The organism is Ruminococcus sp. OA3 (genome assembly GCF_022440845.1).
Classification (GTDB): domain Bacteria; phylum Bacillota; class Clostridia; order Lachnospirales; family Lachnospiraceae; genus Ruminococcus_G.
In genome coordinates this window covers 1,716,916-1,733,668 of sequence record NZ_JAKNTO010000001.1, presented here as the reverse complement: position 1 = coordinate 1,733,668, position 16,753 = coordinate 1,716,916, and the positions used below count along the sequence as shown (strand labels likewise).

22 protein-coding genes are annotated in these 16,753 nt (G+C 45.8%); all 22 read right to left on the bottom strand.

Translation table 11 applies throughout. The features are described from left to right. The 22 genes from MCG98_RS07910 to MCG98_RS07810 all read right to left on the bottom strand — a co-directional run bounded on the left by MCG98_RS07910 (nt 1) and on the right by MCG98_RS07810 (nt 16,597). Nucleotides 1-369: a DUF6711 family protein gene (locus tag MCG98_RS07910; RefSeq protein ID WP_240301482.1), complete on the bottom strand. Its 369-nt coding sequence runs from the start codon at nt 367-369 to the stop codon at nt 1-3. A gap of 14 nt (nt 370-383) precedes the next feature. Further along, entirely contained in the window at nt 384-4,106 is a 3,723-nt protein-coding gene (locus tag MCG98_RS07905) for a hypothetical protein (RefSeq protein WP_240301481.1), read from the bottom strand. Nucleotides 4,107-4,139: 33 nt separating this feature from the next. Further along, nucleotides 4,140-4,418, bottom strand: coding sequence for a hypothetical protein (locus MCG98_RS07900; protein ID WP_240301480.1), 279 nt, complete (start codon nt 4,416-4,418; stop codon nt 4,140-4,142). A gap of 86 nt (nt 4,419-4,504) precedes the next feature. Next, a complete protein-coding gene (locus tag MCG98_RS07895) occupies nt 4,505-4,957 on the bottom strand; it encodes a DUF6096 family protein (protein ID WP_240301479.1) in 453 nt (150 codons plus the stop codon). 11 nt (nt 4,958-4,968) lie between these two features. Beyond that, on the bottom strand, nt 4,969-5,379 hold the full coding sequence (locus MCG98_RS07890) for a phage tail protein (protein WP_240301478.1): 411 nt from the start codon (nt 5,377-5,379) through the stop codon (nt 4,969-4,971). A gap of 23 nt (nt 5,380-5,402) precedes the next feature. Next, complete coding sequence (locus MCG98_RS07885) at nt 5,403-5,762, bottom strand: hypothetical protein (RefSeq protein ID WP_240301477.1); 360 nt, start codon at nt 5,760-5,762, stop codon at nt 5,403-5,405. Continuing rightward, on the bottom strand, nt 5,759-6,262 hold the full coding sequence (locus MCG98_RS07880) for an HK97-gp10 family putative phage morphogenesis protein (protein WP_240301476.1): 504 nt from the start codon (nt 6,260-6,262) through the stop codon (nt 5,759-5,761). Before MCG98_RS07880 ends, MCG98_RS07885 begins: the two co-directional genes overlap by 4 nt. After that, nucleotides 6,259-6,627, bottom strand: coding sequence for a hypothetical protein (locus MCG98_RS07875; protein ID WP_240301475.1), 369 nt, complete (start codon nt 6,625-6,627; stop codon nt 6,259-6,261). The genes MCG98_RS07880 and MCG98_RS07875 overlap by 4 nt, the downstream gene beginning before the upstream one ends. Further along, the gene (locus MCG98_RS07870) at nt 6,608-6,931 is read right to left on the bottom strand and encodes a phage head-tail connector protein (RefSeq protein WP_240301474.1); all 324 of its coding nucleotides are present in this window, start codon (nt 6,929-6,931) and stop codon (nt 6,608-6,610) included. The genes MCG98_RS07875 and MCG98_RS07870 overlap by 20 nt, the downstream gene beginning before the upstream one ends. Nucleotides 6,932-6,939: 8 nt before the next feature. Further along, on the bottom strand, nt 6,940-7,173 hold the full coding sequence (locus MCG98_RS07865) for a Rho termination factor N-terminal domain-containing protein (RefSeq protein WP_240301473.1): 234 nt from the start codon (nt 7,171-7,173) through the stop codon (nt 6,940-6,942). Nucleotides 7,174-7,186: 13 nt separating this feature from the next. Then, entirely contained in the window at nt 7,187-8,122 is a 936-nt protein-coding gene (locus MCG98_RS07860) for a hypothetical protein (RefSeq protein WP_240301472.1), read from the bottom strand. A gap of 19 nt (nt 8,123-8,141) precedes the next feature. After that, a complete protein-coding gene (locus tag MCG98_RS07855; protein WP_240301471.1) occupies nt 8,142-8,786 on the bottom strand; it encodes a DUF4355 domain-containing protein in 645 nt (214 codons plus the stop codon). Nucleotides 8,787-8,916: 130 nt separating this feature from the next. After that, complete coding sequence (locus MCG98_RS07850) at nt 8,917-9,072, bottom strand: hypothetical protein (protein ID WP_240301470.1); 156 nt, start codon at nt 9,070-9,072, stop codon at nt 8,917-8,919. A gap of 221 nt (nt 9,073-9,293) precedes the next feature. Continuing rightward, on the bottom strand, nt 9,294-9,419 hold the full coding sequence (locus tag MCG98_RS18835) for a hypothetical protein (RefSeq protein ID WP_275891316.1): 126 nt from the start codon (nt 9,417-9,419) through the stop codon (nt 9,294-9,296). A 117-nt stretch (nt 9,420-9,536) separates the two neighbouring features. Then, on the bottom strand, nt 9,537-9,818 hold the full coding sequence (locus MCG98_RS07845) for a hypothetical protein (protein ID WP_240301469.1): 282 nt from the start codon (nt 9,816-9,818) through the stop codon (nt 9,537-9,539). A 2-nt stretch (nt 9,819-9,820) separates the two neighbouring features. Continuing rightward, nucleotides 9,821-11,413 (bottom strand): minor capsid protein, encoded by a 1,593-nt coding sequence (locus MCG98_RS07840; RefSeq protein WP_240301468.1) that lies wholly within the window; start codon nt 11,411-11,413, stop codon nt 9,821-9,823. Then, the gene (locus MCG98_RS07835; RefSeq protein ID WP_240301467.1) at nt 11,406-12,842 is read right to left on the bottom strand and encodes a phage portal protein; all 1,437 of its coding nucleotides are present in this window, start codon (nt 12,840-12,842) and stop codon (nt 11,406-11,408) included. The genes MCG98_RS07840 and MCG98_RS07835 overlap by 8 nt, the downstream gene beginning before the upstream one ends. 13 nt (nt 12,843-12,855) lie before the next feature. Then, the gene (locus MCG98_RS07830; RefSeq protein ID WP_240301466.1) at nt 12,856-14,145 is read right to left on the bottom strand and encodes a PBSX family phage terminase large subunit; all 1,290 of its coding nucleotides are present in this window, start codon (nt 14,143-14,145) and stop codon (nt 12,856-12,858) included. Continuing rightward, nucleotides 14,114-14,623 (bottom strand): terminase small subunit, encoded by a 510-nt coding sequence (locus MCG98_RS07825; protein ID WP_240301465.1) that lies wholly within the window; start codon nt 14,621-14,623, stop codon nt 14,114-14,116. The genes MCG98_RS07830 and MCG98_RS07825 overlap by 32 nt, the downstream gene beginning before the upstream one ends. A gap of 110 nt (nt 14,624-14,733) precedes the next feature. Continuing rightward, nucleotides 14,734-15,480 carry a hypothetical protein gene (locus MCG98_RS07820; RefSeq protein ID WP_240301464.1) on the bottom strand — a complete coding sequence of 249 codons (747 nt, stop codon included), beginning with the start codon at nt 15,478-15,480 and terminating at the stop codon, nt 14,734-14,736. 244 nt (nt 15,481-15,724) lie between these two features. Continuing rightward, a complete protein-coding gene (locus tag MCG98_RS07815; protein ID WP_240301463.1) occupies nt 15,725-16,150 on the bottom strand; it encodes a hypothetical protein in 426 nt (141 codons plus the stop codon). A gap of 33 nt (nt 16,151-16,183) precedes the next feature. Beyond that, nucleotides 16,184-16,597, bottom strand: a complete 414-nt coding sequence (locus tag MCG98_RS07810; RefSeq protein WP_240301462.1) for a hypothetical protein — start codon at nt 16,595-16,597, stop codon at nt 16,184-16,186. Nucleotides 16,598-16,753 lie beyond the last annotated feature (156 nt).

Below are 16,753 nucleotides of genomic sequence, written 5' to 3'. Positions count from 1 at the left end.
TTACCTCTCGATTAAGTCAAAAGACAGTTGGGAATATCGCTTTCTCCCAACTGTCCACATTTTTAACGGTGCTTTCTTATCCCCGGTATAAAACGTCCGGGTTGATGTATGTCCATCCAGTGGATCATAATATTTCACATTTACATATTCAGGATTAAACATCACCAAAAGCTCATGAATCGTATCAGGATCCAGATTGATCCAGGATAATGGGATTGTTCGTTTCTGCCCGATACGATTCTTATGCATGACGGTATCATCCGTTCTGCCGGCATCCGATCCCGAAATATCCATAAGTCCCCACTCCATAGAGGAAGGTTCTTTCGGCAGCTTCTGTCCATCCACTTCCAGTATATTTACGTTTGCCACATCATCAGCCTCCCTCACATGGTTTCACAGACTTCAAATCTCCTGTCACGTTTTACCTTTCCTTCTTTTGCCATCCGATAAATTGTTTCCGGGCCACAAACAAAAGTGAATTCCAATACCGGCGCCGGATCATTTGCCCCTGACCTGGTATTGACCGCCATATAAGCATCCACAACCGCATCATAGACCGCAGGACCGACCGCCTTCGCGATACCGTCCGTAATCTGGTTATTGTTTGCAACTACGTTACGATTCCCCATTTTACCGAGCATTTCCGGGCCGTTTTCATTTGCAATAAACATTTCCCCAGCACGTGGAAATCCGCCGCCAGCATACCACTGTACGCCCATATTCGGGGTAGAATAAGATCCTCCATCTCCCAGGTCATGTGTATTCCAGGACGCGATATACATATGGGGTGTTGGAATATGCACACTCTGCATTCCGTCAACAAACGACTGCATCAGGTATCTTCCCGTCCCGTATAAGCTTCCGACTGATGACAATATTTTATTTGGCACAGACTGCAGCCAGTTCCTTAGCGAGGGCCATGCTGCTACAAGCCCGTCTTGCATGCCCGTAACGATATCCCTGCCTTTTGGTTTCACTTTGCTTTTGATATCACCAATACTTTTATGAACATCTTCTTTCAGTTTCGCCGTTTTGGACAATAACCCGCTCTGCTTTGTTCCCTCATAGCCGGTTCTCAGGCCGATCACGATGTCCTTACCTTTGCCGTTGGTTTTGCCCTTGATATCACCAATCTTGGTAAAGACTTCCCCGCCGATATCTTTGACCTTGTTCAGGAAGGATCCGCTTTTCACGGACTCCCATCCATTCTTCAAGCCTTCAATGGCATTGGAGCCCTTTTCTTTGATCCAGTTTTTTGCATCGCCGGCTTTCTGCTTCACAAAGGATCCGATCTTAGAAACTGTCTGACCCAGTTTACTTTCTTTGACCGCATTCCAACCATTTTTCAGCCCGTCAATCGCATCCTTACCTTTTTGTACCAGCCAGTCTTTTGCGTTTCCAAGCGCTTCCTTGATCTTACCTGGAAGTTGCGTAAACCAAGTGATCACACTTCCGATCGCACCTGTGATTCCACCGAGCAGACCAGAAATGATATTACCGCCCTGCTCTGCCATAACTGTTGAAGGACTGTGAATACCAAAAGCATTCTTAAATCCATCAATGATTGGTTTAAAGATATTGTTATATACCCATTCCCCGATTCCGACAAGCGCATCTACAATACCTTTTAGGATACCAAGTATAACGCTCCCGCCGCACTCCTGCACATTTTGCTGGAAATGAGCCACTGCTCCTTTTACCGCATCGCCAAGAAGTCCTCCAATAAATGACGCCAAGCCTCCTGCTGCTGCACCGATCAGCTGGCAGATGCGACTGATGATTCCAGCCCAGTCCACGTTAACAAGAAATTCTTTTACTTTTTCTCCCAACTGTTTCCAGTCGACATTTTCAAGTGCTGTTATAAATGCATCTAAAATCCCTTTAATCGCTCCTGAGGCCGTTTGTGCCGCTTTCGCCCAGTCAATCGTGCTGATCGCACCGTTAATGCTTTCCGCGATTGCAAGACCAAATTTTGCCCAGTCAAACGTCGTGACAAAAGTATAACCGATATCAATCAGCGTATTGATGCCCTGTCCGAAGGATACACCGACAAGATTCCAGTCAACAGTTGTCAGAAATGTATTCAGCGTCTCCGTAATGCCGGAAACAACATTTCGTACCGTCCCGCGGATCAGCTCCCAGTCGAGATTGCCAAGAGCACCATTAATACCATCACCGGCAGCTTTCCCCAAGCTGTCCCAGTGAAAATTCGTTGCGAAGGTATTGACCATTTCAAAGGCTGTGTTGACACCTTCTGTAAGGGTCCTGCCTACCAGCCCCCAATCTGTGGTTTCAATAAAACCATTTAAGAACGTTGCAACACTCTTGGCAATCTTATTACAGGTGTTCTTGATCTTATCCCAGGGGATACTCTCCAGCGCAGCATTGAGTTTATTACCCAGCATGGAGCCGAGCTCTGTAAAGTCCGCATTTTTCCAGGCTTCCTTGATCTTATCGGCAAGCCCTTTGACCTTATTCTCCACTGGCACCATCTCAAACATATCCGCAGGGGATAACCCACCGCTATCTGGTATTCCGGTCGTGGTTGGAGAACTGCTGTCACCGCCCGAATGGTCATCCATTTTATTGAGCTGGTCAAAGCCCATGACTGTCTTCTGGTACTTCTCATTCTCTTTTGCAGCCTTTTCGGTGCTCTTGACCGAATCATCCATATTGGAGGATGTGTCCGCAATGCTGGCCGCGTAATCCTGATTGACCTTTCTGGCCTTTACATAACTGCCCTGTCCGGTCAGGGATGACATCAACTGGCCAAATACATTGACAACAGAGATGATCTTCTGAATAAATGCATCCAGAATCGGCGCGACAACATTCAGGATCGGCGCAAAAGCTGCAGCAAGCGCATTCTTAAGCTGCGTCAGGGATGACATTAGCATAGAGAGGCTTGCATTCGTCTGCCCACTGTATTGCGCAAGGTTCTGGAAACCTTCCTTTGCCCCGTTCATTGCTCCGCGCAGCACAAAGCTGGCGAACATAAATTTCGCCGTCATCCCCAGTGTCCGGAAGATACTGCCAAGCCCCCGGGACTGTCCACCCAGTCCATTCATCGAACTTTTTGTTCGGTTCAGAAGGGGAATGCCGCTTTTAAATTTTTGTATGAGGGATCCGAAAACACCCGCTACTTTACGTATTGCCGGTGATACTTTCTGAAATACTGCCTTCATGCCGTTAAAAGCTTTGGACCCAACATAGGCTGCATTTTTTGCAACCCTGCCAATAACCGGGATTCTCTTAATGGTTTCGTTTACGCGTCCCTGAATCTCTTTTAGCTTCGTCGGCAGATAGGTGATTGATGCACCCGCACTTTGCAGCCCGCTCCCAGAACTCAGTTTTCCCGGGTTCGTATATGCCGTATCAGCACCAGAGGCTGCCATGCTGGCTTTTTGTGCCTGATAGGACCTCAAGGTGCTCCTGGTGCGATCAATTGCATTCGTTACATCGTTCCATGCCTTCGTATGCTGATACATACTGCCGTCTGCACGCATGTTGTCCGCATCGTCCTGATAGGCAGCAAGCGTCCGCTTTGCTTCTTCCATATCGTACTGCAGGTTCTTCCAGCTCTTACTGTTGTGGCTGACCCCATTGGCATTCATCTTATCCTGACGTGCGACCAGCCCGTTCAGGCGGTTCTGCGCCGTTGCGATACACTTCGCAAGCTCCCGGTACTCTGCTGATTCTTCACGGATTTCAGAATCGGTCATTGCTGCCTTTTTTGCTTCCAGTTTCTCAAGTGCGTTCTCCGCCGCTTCGATATCCTTTTCCAGCTGCAGATAATCATCTGAGTACACTTTAATGCCTGCAGCCAGCTGTGCTTCTTTTACATAGGCTTTGATGCCATCCGCAATGCCGGAAGTAATGGTCCCGTCTTTCAGATCAGAAAATACCCTGCCAATCAGGTTTTTCATATTTGTCAGTTCCGGAGAATTTTCCATGATCTTTTTAACCGGGCTTTTAATTTTTTCGATAGCCTGGTTGATAGAGGATACCATATCTTTGATGCTTTTCCTGGAGCTTTCCGCCCCTTGCTTGAGTTTTGAAGGATTTGCCTCAATGACAACCTCCAGGCGTTCCAGTTCTTTTCCCATATGTCACCTCCTTCCCGCGCAAAAAAGACAGGATTATCCCCGTCTCTGTGCGTTTAATGCACCGGCATACTGGCGCCGGCGTTCCTTATACTGTTCCATTTCTTCCATCTGTCTTAATTTCTCATGCTGATCCCGTTCTGCCTGGAACATGCTGGGGTAATAATCCCACGGCTGAAGAGCCGGTTTCTTATCGAGCGACAAGCCCAGATCAGCTACGATTACTTCCGCAAGCAGAAAGTTCTGTTTTACTTTTTGCTTAAATTCCCGTTCTGCCTTGCGGTTATAAGCCGCAACGGTATCGTAGATCTCCATCAGGGACAGACCCCAGAAACTAGATACCGTTACGCCAGCCTCCAGTGCATAAGGATACAGTTCATCCAGGATATCAGAAACCAGTGCTACAGAAGCTCTTCCGTATTCTTCAGGCTCTCCGCGATCGACCGTTCCTGGCTCTCGGTAAAAAAACCGGACACCGTAAGCGTCGGCATGATCACATCCGACAACAGGTCGATCTGATTACCGCCCTCGTCACACCAGGCATCATAGATCCGCTGTACATCCGCGTAAGAAATGCCATGTTCCCACGGAGTGATTGCTGCCTGAATAATGGTCAGCATAACCGACAGGGGTGGTAATCCGTCATCTGAAATCAGGTTCAGGACATTTGTACGGTACTTACCTTCCAGTTTCGAGATCATAGCTGCTGTAAGCTTCAGTCTGTGTTCTTTGCCGCCCACCGTCCAATAGTGGAACGGCCTGCGTTTTTTCTGTTCGGGAATCGTAACGACTTTCGTCTCCTCTTCTGCCCCGATTTCTTCATCCAATCCGTTCAATCCATCAAATGTTCCCATATGTTACCTCCTTACGCTGGATCCGTGATTACAATATCGCTCTGTACGAACATGGTCAGTTCAAAATCAATCACACCATTGACACCTCCACCAGTACGCTTCACGCCGACCTGTGCGTCATATTCCGTCGTGGTTCCGTCCATAAGCTTCTCCTGGAAGGACAGCAGCTCCCCATCCTCCTGTGCTTTCCTCATTACTCGATAAGGAGAACTCGCTGCTGTATTATCATACTTGAACTTGTAGACCATATCCGGGAGTTCCCCGATTCCAGCCTCGTTTTTTTTATGTGGATCTGTCAAACAGGTATTGTCCGCTTTTTCGGGTTCTACACCGACATCCGGAATCTCTTTCAACCCGGGAAGGTCCGTATAGGATTCTCCACCCTTTTTCTTAAATCCTAACGTTGCACCATTTGCTAACATCGTTCATCATCCTTTCTTTTCTTTTAATTATTCCAATACACGATGTCAGAAACCATATCAATGATCCCTTCATATCGCATGACTTTATGTTTCAGCCCGGACGGATCCGGCACATCCTGACACATCGTCCGGACAAGCCCCAGTGCCGCCACCGCGTCATCCACTGCAAGCGCAGACGCTGACGTGGATTCATTATGCCAGATATCCACCCGATACCGCACTTTTGCCTTATCCTCCTTGTTACAGCTCCGTTCATACACAGAGTTGTCTTCCTCTGTATACTGAATTGCGGGAAAGTGCGCCCAGTCGGACGGATAGGCATCTGACACGTTATCTGTGACTGTACAGAGCGCATCAGCCACCTGATCTTTTACATTTTTCATAACTGCCTCCTTACTGCATCGGCTATGATATTGACGATTTCATCTTCGTTGTTTTTCAGCGCGGGATACATGAACGGACGGGCTGGTGACCCATTGGTAAGATAGCCGATTACTTCCCCATCTTTTCCTTCCACAACGCCAAGACCTTTTGACTCTGCGTAATCACGATCCATCGCATTACCAGGGATCATCCATCCTTTTTGACTGTATGTAACCGCAACATCCGGTGAGATTCCTATGTGGTTGTCCTGTCCAACAGGGCCAGTACCGAATTCTACGTAAGGAGCATAAGCTTTATTGGTATAACAGGTTCCCACAACAGATTCTTCTCTTGTTTCTACGGATACAAAAATGCTGTTTCTTAACTCTCCGGTATTGCTTTTACACGCTTCTTTAGCCGCGCTTCTTACTTTTGCGATCGACTGTCCAACACCCTTTCGCAGATCGGCTTTTGACAACTTGTCCAGTCTTGCTTCCAGCTCCTTCTGACCGATGATCATAACTTTTCCGCCTCCAATCGCAGCGGCTTATAGGGCTTGATCGCGATGATCTTATAATCCGGATCCGCCTCTTTCCCAACATACAGGCACAGGCCGTGGGACTCCACAACCTCAAGCCCATCCGAAAAAACATAATGCAGCACCCCGTCCTGATCAGGTTGGATCGTATAGTTCCCTTCCACCTTCACATTCCGGATATAAGACAACCGCTCACCGTACAGCTCTGCCTGCACTTTCCCCCCTGCTGGCCAGACCTCACCGCGGAATGCAGCAGGATCACCATACACGGTCACAGTGCTGCATTCCGGGTTTTTCTCTGTCCGGTGTTTTTTCAGGTAATACGTCTTAATCCTGCTTCTTTTCATGCGCATGGCCGCCACACCTCACTAACCGATACCTGTTCAACGTGTCATAAATATGCTTCGGGGCACTGTCAAAGCTGTAGCTCTCCCCGGCTTCTGAACGTCCAGATTCTCCTTCCGTTCCCATCCGGTTCAAGGCGATCACCGCCAGATCACGGACAGTTTTTTCAAGCCCTGCAACAAGCTGCGTCCGGTTTGTATAAGCAAGAACATATTCCTCTGCGTCGTCCAGTAAAAGAGAGAGCAATTCATCGTCTCTCTCCCCTGTCAGCAGCTGCAGTTTTTCAATATCTTTCTCCCTACTCATAAGGCCACCTACTCTTTTAACACTTCCAAAAGTTCTTTTTTGGTCAGAGATTCACATCCTGCAATTCCCTTTTCTTTTGCCAGTGCCTTCAGCTCATCAACTTTAAAATCCGCTAAATCTTTCGACTGCTCCACTTCTTCTACCGTCTCGGCCTGCAATAAACGAAAACCATCACTGAGCAGCTTTGCAGCCGCGCCCTCTGTAGAAACTACGCGCTCCACATTTCCTTTGATCAGTCTCATTGAACACGCCCCCCTATTCCGCTGCATCCTTGATACTCAGATAAACAGAATTCAACTTATTATCCAGTACCCAGATATCATGGAATCTCCGGTAATCCATCTGCCATGCATTCAGTTTCTGGTTGATTGTCGGATCAAAGATACGCATAATATCCTGTTTTGTAATCGCAATCGGTGTGGTCCGCGGCATGATCAGGAAATTAATATCCTTAGCAGTCGTCCCTTTGATGTATCCGCCTTCCTCCTGTCCTTCTGTTTTTCCATCGCGGATTGTGATTGCGGTATACATGCGGTTGGAATCTGTAGAGATAAGCGGCACCCGGTCTACTGCCGGTACTGCAGTATCAATCCCGCCTTTGGAAAATGTGGTATTCTGGATTTTCCCTGCCAGTTCCAGTTCCAATTCCATAATGAAGTCCGGCGTAGCGTGGCATACAAGTGGACCATTATATCCCATCTCTCTGACTGCCTTGATACCCTCTTTCATCTTCCTTAACGCAGAAGTCCCGGTGGCTCCCGGCGTATATCCGTATGTAATCATGCCTGCTTTATTTGCCGTGATAGTTTCTGACGCGATCTTAGAGATACGGTAAGCATCGATCTCCGGTACCACATGCATTCTCTGAAACTCTCCCATCACAGAGGCAGCCGTTGTGACAAAGTTGTTTTCATCAATATCAACCGGATCCAGCTGGAACTTCCGGCCACGGTCCTGCGTCATCCTCCGTGTCTCGTATTCCAGTGTTACGCCGCCCTGCTGATATCCGTTATCACGGTCATAATCTCCAAGCCCCTGTACAGACATTTTCGGAATCTTTACCTCTGCACCGCCGTTATAGATCACCTGTCCGGCGTTGGCATCCATCCAGCCGGTCACTGCCTCCTGGAGTGCCACCTTGTCCAACGTATTCTGAAATAATGTTGCTGTTGCTAATGTATTAATTGGCATTTATTTCACCTTTCCTTTCTTACTGTCTTCCCATCATGATATTTTCGACTTGCGTCTCAAGCGCTTTCTCATCACCTTCCGGCGCTTTCTTTGGCGGAGTGCCGCCTTTCAGCCTGTCCTGTACTGCATCCTCCACGGCTTTCTGAAATGCTTTTTCAACAACCGCAATAGACTTGCTGCAGGAATCCGCATCGGTGTAATTTAACACTTCTGCAAGTTCACTTGGGATTTTCTTTGTTGCAAGCGTGTTCTTTGCCTCCGCCATCAATTCCTTTTTCATAATCTCTGACTCTCTGGCGGCAAGTTCCCGCTCCTTTTTCTGATGGAGATAATTGGCTTTTTCCTCTTTCGTCATCTTTGCCAGCTTTTCCGCTTCAGACAGCTTATCATCCGTGAGTGCCTGCCATTTCTGCTGTGCATTGTTGACTGCTGTATCGATTGCTTTTTGTACCCGGCGGTCAAACTCTGCCTGATGACTGGTATCCTTCAAAAAATCATCGAATGATGGAGGGTTGTTGTCTCCCGCGCCATCATCCCCATCTCCTCCATCGTCTCCGGATCCGCCGCCATTGCCGTCATCTGCCCCAGCACCGTCTCCATCTTCTGCAAATACCTGCAGGTTCATTGGGATTTTACAGTTACCATTCAAATATTTTTTTCTCATCTTTCTTCTATCCTTTCCGCCCAGCCTATTCGCATTTGCGCCCGGGCCATTCGTTACAGGTTCATGGTTCTTTTACGCCTGCCATTAAAAGGCATAAAAATAACAGCCTCTCCGGCTGCCAATTACGATGTTACTTATTTTCCTGTTCCGGTTTTACCATCTGCTTCACATACCCTGCCTGTTCCAGCTCCTTTGCCCGCTCTGCAGGATACTCATAAATCTGGCCGGCCTCGCGCCGCTCCTTTGTGACACGGTCATTAAACCGCTGGATCACTTTAACTTTCATGCTCCTCACCTCCATCATGTTTGCACCTTGGTATCAGATACCATATCAAAATCCATGCAAGCGTGTTTACGGGAATCGTGGTATCCATAAAATCCATAAACGGCAGATCTAAGATATCAAGTATCCAAGTGATGGTTAAACACGCGTAGAATATTTGATACATATCTTTTTCTCCCTTCCGACCAACAAAATACCACCGGTCATTTTACTGACTGGTGGTATCACATATTACTTATAAACTGCATGGCTTCTTCTTCGCTGATTTCTTTCACTCGCTCCATCATATCTGTACTGCCGATCCCATATATCGATGGCTCAGATTTCTCATATCCCATAACCCGATCCATCAATATATGCTCCTGATCAACAACCCAGCCCGTATCCTTTTGGTAAAGGTACGGAATGAAATCTTTTAGTCTCCCAATTATGTGAAGATCACTGATCCAATAATATACCGTTTTCATTTACTTTGCCTCAAAAAGTCTTATTAATTCCTGCATGGTGTCCGGTTTATCACAATAAATACTTGCTCCATAATCAATATCATAAAGCAATGTAAACGAAGAGCCTGACAGCGAACAATGATAGTAATCCTCGCTTGGTCCTGTTTTTTTTACACCAATCTTAACATCCGGATTATCTTGTAAGCAACTCAATATACCATTAAAAAGTTCTTCCTCATCAATTCTTTGATAATTGGTAAAACCCAACCTGTTTGGCTCATGATCCAGCTGATAAGTTTTCATGATCATTCCTCCCCTCCGTCTATGCCTGCAATCTTGTCATACTTTTTGTTTGTTGTTGCACTGCTTCGGATAATATCTTGATATGCCTCCTCTTTTGTCAGTCCATATTTTTTCATCTTGTGTTCGACTAATTCCTCAAAGGTAGGATTCGGATGCCCTTTATCCAGTCCTGCTCTTTCCCTCTGATCCTTCATAAGCTCCCTTGCCTGCGTTCGATACTGATTCCTCATTTCCGCAGCCTGTATCGCCTGAGTCTTTAACGGTAACGATCTGTCAATCAAATCAGGAATCTTCCCATCATGGGTTTTATACCACTGGCGAACTTCTTTATTTCCCAGTTTACCGATCAGATTTCCCATTTCTGAAAAATCTTTCTCATTCAAAGTTTTCTGTTTTACAGCTTTCAGCTCTTCCCATTCCTTAGCTTTATTATACTTTAATTCCTGGAACTTTACAAAAGATTTCGGTATCTCATCCCCTAGAATCTCCCGGTATTTCTGATGCTGTGCTTTATCTGCTGACCGGTTCTGAATCTTCTTCTGCTCTGCCTCCGCCACTGGGTTCCCCTTGACGTATTTTTCATACCACTGTTCGTACGTCATGTCAGCCGGAACTTTCATATCCTTACCCGTCGCCGGATCTATTGCAGAGCGTTCCCATTTTTTCAGAAGATCTGCATCCACGTCTGAAATAGTGGTTGATCTGCACCAGGGATGCATCGGCGGGTAATTGATACCGACTTTCCTTTCACTGATCAGAAACACTTTTCCGTCCAATGCCCGGCAGATCGTCGAAGTCCGAAGATCCAGCGTAGCCAGATATCGGTATTTTTTAATGCCGCATTCCTGATATGCCTTGAAATTCAGTTCCCCGGATACATATGCACTTTCCGTCCATATCAGTCTTCGGGCCTTACTGGCACCTCCTGCGAATTTATTGGCAATGATCTCCGATGCTTCCCGGTTCGTCCGGCCGGTGACCAGATTGATCAGCAGCTCTTCTTTCAGGTCCTGCGCAAGAGACTTTGTATTTCCCCAAATACGCTCCGAGTAGTTTTTTCCCGACCAGCGGCTCCCTACCACCTGATCTATCGTATCTGCAGACACATGGTTAAAGCCAAACGCCAGACCCGCGCGCTGCTGAATATTGAAGATACTCCGGTAATAAGATTCACTGGCAAGGTTCGTGTAAAAGCTGGTACTGAAATCCTTTTCCTGCTGGTAGATATTCTGCATCAGAAAATCCAGCTGGTTCTGTGTCTGCCGCAGCCGTTCCAGCCTTGCCTGATAGGCAGGAGCTTCCAGCTGCATGATCAGTTCCTTTTTTTCCTGACTGGATTCACTGCTATTTAATTTCTGCAGCAGCTCGTCCAGCGAAGTCTTATCCTGCATCGTATTGATCAACCGCAGCGCTTCAGCCTGGGACAGTCCGTGCTTTGCCTGATAGCGATCAAAGATCTCATCAGACTGCAGTGCTAAATACCGGGATGCTTTCAGATACAGCTTTGCGATCTGATCCGCGACGTCCTCTGCTTTCTGGAAATGCTGATATTGATCCTGTACCTGGCGGCGTTCCCAATAGGTCAGCTTACTCATCTACCTCATCCTTTTTCTTGGGATCCCTTTTTTCTTCCGGATTTTCCTTTTCATCGCCTGGCGGCGGCTCGTTGATCTGATTTCCAAACATTTGCTGCTGTTGCTCGATTGCTTCCTTCGCTTCTCTCTCCAGGATTTTCAGTTCCTCATCTGGGTCTTCCACAAACGGGATCTGCGACAACAGTGTCTTCTTTCCTACCTTTCCCCACAGATTTGCCACAATCTGGCTGATCTCCAGCAGATTCTTCGGCAGTGCCCGCGTGAAGGTCGGCTTGATCGCTGCCAGATCAATACTGATACCGGATCTGGTGCTTAAGAAGTTGGAGAATATCCGCAGCCGTTTCCGCAGCCCTTTCTTGTAATATCGGGTCTTGATCTTCGTGATATTCTCAAGTCCCAGTAACTTAAACTCCATCGCAACGCCGGAAACATTTCCTCCGAAAGATTCATCCGTCATACATGGAACATGGGAAAATTTGTGAATATCCTGTTCAATGGCTTTCTTTAAGATTTCAATGCCGGACTCATCAAACGTCCGTGTAAGGTATTCTGCCCGTGCGTCCGCCGGTAACTCCAGCAGTCTTTCTCTGCTCAGCTGCTTCATCGCTTCGCGTGTTCCTCTGCCATCCCCTTGCTCTTCGGCGTCCTCATCGCTTAGCAGGGCCCCGTACAAGGCAAGAATAGCATCGATAAACTGCTCCTTGTCTGTCACTCTGTCACTCATCAGTGCATTATAAGCGTCGATCAGAGGTATCTGCAACTCATAATCCCCGATAGCAAGCTTATTATTCAGATATTCCACAATCGGAACTTCACCTTTAAAGTGCCCCTCCGGCTCTTCATAAAAGACTTGCGGACCCTCGATATCCTGAATATTCATGACGTATTTATAGTTTTCAGTCAAGACGGTTGCCACATATACCGTATTGGTCTTATCCCTGGAATCCACCTTTGCATAATAGTAGACGCCAAAAAGTTCATTCTGCTCAATGGTGTCATCGTATACGAGAAACGTATTTTCCGGTTTAAGGTTCTTGATTGTCAGCTCTGTCTCACCCTGCTTGGTGTAAATATATTCGTAGGCCCGGCCATAAATGGATAAGTCCAAGCCGTTATCTCCGTCCACTTCATCGGCGCCAGCGTCTTCCAATGCATCCGTCAAAACAGCGATATCTGATTTACTCTTATAAGTGACCGGGTTTCCGATAAAATAAGAACTGGCAGTATCTGCGATATCTTTTGCATGATTGCAGACAAGCTTATTCTCGCGCTTCGTCTCTTCCAGAATTTTGTGCTCTCCCTTGTAATATCGAATCAGTTTCTTCATTCGATCCACATCTGCCCGGTGCTTTAGTATCAGGTGCCGGATGGATTGCTTATCAATGTTTTGTTCATCCCACTCGCTGGCAGGCATGGTAAATAGGCGCATTTCGTCACCTCCTTTAGTAAAATCCTCGTTTTGCTTTGTTTTTAATCTTTGCTCTCCGATTGGTCATTTCATCCTCCATGCCATAGCGCACAGCATCGATGGTATGATTGTTCTTATCCGGATAGCTGCCTTTAAAGTTCCCATCCTTGTCCATTTCCAGTTCATAACTGGTAAACTCTCTTGTCGCATTGGGGCATCGTTTCGGATCGATGATAATCTCTTCCAATTCGTCTGCCAGAAATTCCATTCCGTAATCCACGGACCCGGGGCCTTTCTTGGCGCCAACTATCCGCAGGCCTAATTCATTCAAGGCAGCAATCGCCCTGGGCTCCTCAGAATCCGCAGTGATCAGTGTATTTAATGGATTCAATCTGCGGATCTCCCTGGCTGCTTTTGTGTTTCCCAGCTTTACCATATAGATTTCTCCAAACAAAAAAAGACGCTTACGAGTCTTATCGTAATGCATCTTGATATATGCCAGTGGATCCGCGCCATATCCAAAGTCCAGGCCGTTTCGGATCCTGTCAAACCGTTCAAGCTCTTCATCGGAGATCGCCCGGACTGTGACGTTCTCAAATACCGCACCGCCGGTTCCAGTCGCAATTCCCAGGTACTCATGCTCGTATGCCTTGGGCTTGGTCTCTTTCAAGTGTTCCGCCTCGATGAAGAATTGCTCCCCCAGCCATTCCCGCGGGACAGTCCGGTAATCGGTATGACTGACTACTGTATCGGACCGCGCCTCCAGTACATCCTGGTTGACCCAGCTGTTCATGCTTTTGGGTGGATTCCAAGAATAGAAAACGAAGTAGTCATCTCCACCTCGCATGAGGGACTGTAAGATTGTACGCTCCTCCTCCAATCCATCAAACTCCGAACGTTCCTCAAACCAGATATACTTGAAATATCCATTCTTCAGCTTGACTGATTTAATTTTTTGTGGGTCATCGGCACCCCTGAATATGATTTTATTACCGAAAGGTATGTATGTTAGTCCTAATGGGGAGAGCCTTACTTTCCATTTATCCGATACTCCAAGTGCGTCGATCGCCCAGCGGAGCTGCTCAAATACAGACTCCTCCAGGAAACGCCCAACTTTTCGCATAGCAATGGCATTTGCGTTCGAATCCTGCATCATACCAAGAATCATCTCGAGACTCACAAAGGATGACTTTGTGGATCCACGCCCACCCGCCAGTTTGTAGTGTGTGTGTCGGTGTTCGGCAACATCCCAGTGCAGGTCATAAAATGCTGGGGCAATCAGATCTGTCAGCCTAACCTGTGTCGTCTGATTTTGGGATGTCATTGACAATCACCACACCTTCCATACCTTTTATATCAAGCTTATCATTCCACATACCTAAATGGCGTCCGAGAAGTTCCAGTGCTTTCTCCTTGTCATTCAGCTTTATTTCAATGCCGTTGGCTCCCTCTTTGATCCCGGCAATTGCCCGGACCTGATCGTCAGACAGCTCATCTGTTGATTTAATACAAACCATTGCCGCGGGGCCGTTGGCTCGCACAGTTACATAGTCTGTAGCTCGCGCAAATGCAATGGCGGCCAGCTCCTGCACAACCATATCCTGAGTGACCTCAGTACGCTTCTGGCGGTCCTGCATCCGTTCTGCGATATAAGCTGCAACCTTAGTATTTCTTAGTAGTTTGCTACCATTTACTGCCGCCGTTTCATCATTCTTGATCCGTGGATAAGCGATCCGGTAAGCCCGCGTGGCATTCAAGTCGATCAGATACTCATCGGCAAATATTTTTTGTTTTTCTGTCATTCAGACTCACCTCACTTTGTGCAATCAAAAAGAGATGACCGAAGTCACCTCTTTATAAAATTTCGGTTTTTGATATGGATAAGAACCGCCAGAAAGCCCTTGCTGTTATGTTACACCTTTTGATATAACATTGTATACACATTTGCAAAAGCTTCTGCCAGTGTAATTCTTTCTGCATTCAAATATTTATTCCATGTTTTTAAGTACTCACTAAAATTTTTGCACTCGGCTGCTGGAAGTTTTTGTATATCTTTTAAAATATGAATATTCCCAAAAATAAATTGATCAAGATAACGAGAAATAGTATTTTGAACCTCTCTACATTTATCATCAGATGCTTCTTTTAACCAACATTCAAATATTACTGGCAAATTATATGAAAAATTATTTATTTGAAAGTTTTTTATTCCCTTAGCCAACTCTGGTTCGCTTTTCCAGTATTTTTCATATAATAGCTCCATGCAAACATCTGTTATCAACATACATATACTTTCTTCAAACCATAAATATGTTTTGGGTATTTTTTGTTCTAAACACCGATGTGTAAATTCATGCGTAAATTGATAAACATCTTGCCTAAACACAAAATCCGTTCTGTGAAGCCCTATCCTCACGTCATCATGTAAACAAATTGGATTACCTTCGCTATAAAGCACTACTACATAGTCTGGTAACTTAGTAAACCATTGGTTCTTATCAAAAATTTCAATAATATCCTTTATAGCCCTTTGTAAATCACATATGTCCTTCATCATATTTTCCGTGCATGTTACCTGACACCAGAAACCGCCATGATTTACTAATTTATATTCCGTATTAATTTCAACATTGACATTGCATATTTTCATTATATTCATTTCATCTCCCCTCCTTTTTTCTATCCTACACCAAAACGCCTCATATTTCTACAGGACGCCTCGAAAAAAAATGTATTTGAGGGGAGATCAGAGGCCAACACATTACAATTGTGCTGGCCTCTGAAAACAGCTACAAAGTTTTAAGGCTCTGCAGCCATTCAAATATTTAAGGAGGGGGAGTGACTGTTTTCAAACTTTCACTAATGTCATATTAACATGGAATCAATTATAAAACACTACACTCTTACTTCATCCGGAAATTCAAAAGCGCTCTCCCGTGTATCTTATAAATGTTGCTCACACAATAACTCATCTTCTCCGCAATCCGCTCCCACTCCATATCTCGTATGTAATGCAGCACCAGGACTGTTTTTTCATCCTCGTTATCCATAGCTTCTATACGGTCAAGCACCCTCTTGTATGTTTGTATCCTCTGATAGCGTTTCTTCATGATCTTCCGCTCCAGTTTGTCCACTGTCACTGCATAACTGGACAGATCGGATTGATCGCTGCCGTGAGGCATCCCATCATTGATGACGCTTGGATACATTTTATTCAACCGCAGTTCCATCAGTTCTTCCTCTGCTCTCGTGACTGCCTTTTTCGAATCCCGATATGACCAGAGGAATGCTTTTTTTCTGTCATTCTCTTCTCTAATTGATTTGTCCAATACTTTCACCTCAAATCTATGCCGTTTCATCGGTTAAAACGGCAGCATATCATCAATCTGCGCTTTATGAGTTTCCTGATCTGTCATATCCCTCGTTACGTACGGATACATAAGCAATAAAAACCGTTTATACTCCTCAAACGCTTTTCGGTTCTCAAATCCTTTGCCATCAGCCATAGAATTAAAAACACTCATGATATGCTTTATGTACAAATACGGGTTGGTAAAATTAATAATATCCTTCCATCCTGCCAGGCAGCCCTTTGGTGCCCCGGCTGAGACAATTGAATCACACTTTCCTTTACAACAGCCTGCGATGCTGACCATCTTGTTTTCACGATTGCTTATGATGTTTAATAATGCTTCCTCCGGATTATCCATAACCTTCTTACCACAGACACTGCAGATAATTTGGCCATTATCTTCAAATACATTTGATTTTTTCATATTCTATCTCCTTTTCTTTTTTAATAAGTTCAAAATCTCACATTCTCACATGAAATCTCACATCATTTTTAGCATAGGTGAGACTGAAAAACCCAGTGTTTATGCGGATTTCCGGGTAGAATCTCACATTCTCACCTGTTTTTCTACTAGAAGGCT

Coding starts and splice junctions, on each gene's coding strand:
- MCG98_RS07905 (WP_240301481.1), bottom strand. CDS start 4,106: ATGGGAAAAGAACTGGAACGCCTGGAGGTTGTCATTGAGGCAAATCCT.
- MCG98_RS07900 (WP_240301480.1), bottom strand. CDS start 4,418: ATGGAGATCTACGATACCGTTGCGGCTTATAACCGCAAGGCAGAACGG.
- MCG98_RS07895 (WP_240301479.1), bottom strand. CDS start 4,957: ATGGGAACATTTGATGGATTGAACGGATTGGATGAAGAAATCGGGGCA.
- MCG98_RS07890 (WP_240301478.1), bottom strand. CDS start 5,379: ATGTTAGCAAATGGTGCAACGTTAGGATTTAAGAAAAAGGGTGGAGAA.
- MCG98_RS07885 (WP_240301477.1), bottom strand. CDS start 5,762: ATGAAAAATGTAAAAGATCAGGTGGCTGATGCGCTCTGTACAGTCACA.
- MCG98_RS07880 (WP_240301476.1), bottom strand. CDS start 6,262: ATGATCATCGGTCAGAAGGAGCTGGAAGCAAGACTGGACAAGTTGTCA.
- MCG98_RS07875 (WP_240301475.1), bottom strand. CDS start 6,627: ATGAAAAGAAGCAGGATTAAGACGTATTACCTGAAAAAACACCGGACA.
- MCG98_RS07870 (WP_240301474.1), bottom strand. CDS start 6,931: ATGAGTAGGGAGAAAGATATTGAAAAACTGCAGCTGCTGACAGGGGAG.
- MCG98_RS07865 (WP_240301473.1), bottom strand. CDS start 7,173: ATGAGACTGATCAAAGGAAATGTGGAGCGCGTAGTTTCTACAGAGGGC.
- MCG98_RS07860 (WP_240301472.1), bottom strand. CDS start 8,122: ATGCCAATTAATACATTAGCAACAGCAACATTATTTCAGAATACGTTG.
- MCG98_RS07855 (WP_240301471.1), bottom strand. CDS start 8,786: ATGAGAAAAAAATATTTGAATGGTAACTGTAAAATCCCAATGAACCTG.
- MCG98_RS07850 (WP_240301470.1), bottom strand. CDS start 9,072: ATGAAAGTTAAAGTGATCCAGCGGTTTAATGACCGTGTCACAAAGGAG.
- MCG98_RS18835 (WP_275891316.1), bottom strand. CDS start 9,419: ATGGATCGGGTTATGGGATATGAGAAATCTGAGCCATCGATATATGGG.
- MCG98_RS07845 (WP_240301469.1), bottom strand. CDS start 9,818: ATGAAAACTTATCAGCTGGATCATGAGCCAAACAGGTTGGGTTTTACC.
- MCG98_RS07840 (WP_240301468.1), bottom strand. CDS start 11,413: ATGAGTAAGCTGACCTATTGGGAACGCCGCCAGGTACAGGATCAATAT.
- MCG98_RS07835 (WP_240301467.1), bottom strand. CDS start 12,842: ATGCGCCTATTTACCATGCCTGCCAGCGAGTGGGATGAACAAAACATT.
- MCG98_RS07830 (WP_240301466.1), bottom strand. CDS start 14,145: ATGACATCCCAAAATCAGACGACACAGGTTAGGCTGACAGATCTGATT.
- MCG98_RS07825 (WP_240301465.1), bottom strand. CDS start 14,623: ATGACAGAAAAACAAAAAATATTTGCCGATGAGTATCTGATCGACTTG.
- MCG98_RS07820 (WP_240301464.1), bottom strand. CDS start 15,480: ATGAATATAATGAAAATATGCAATGTCAATGTTGAAATTAATACGGAA.
- MCG98_RS07810 (WP_240301462.1), bottom strand. CDS start 16,597: ATGAAAAAATCAAATGTATTTGAAGATAATGGCCAAATTATCTGCAGT.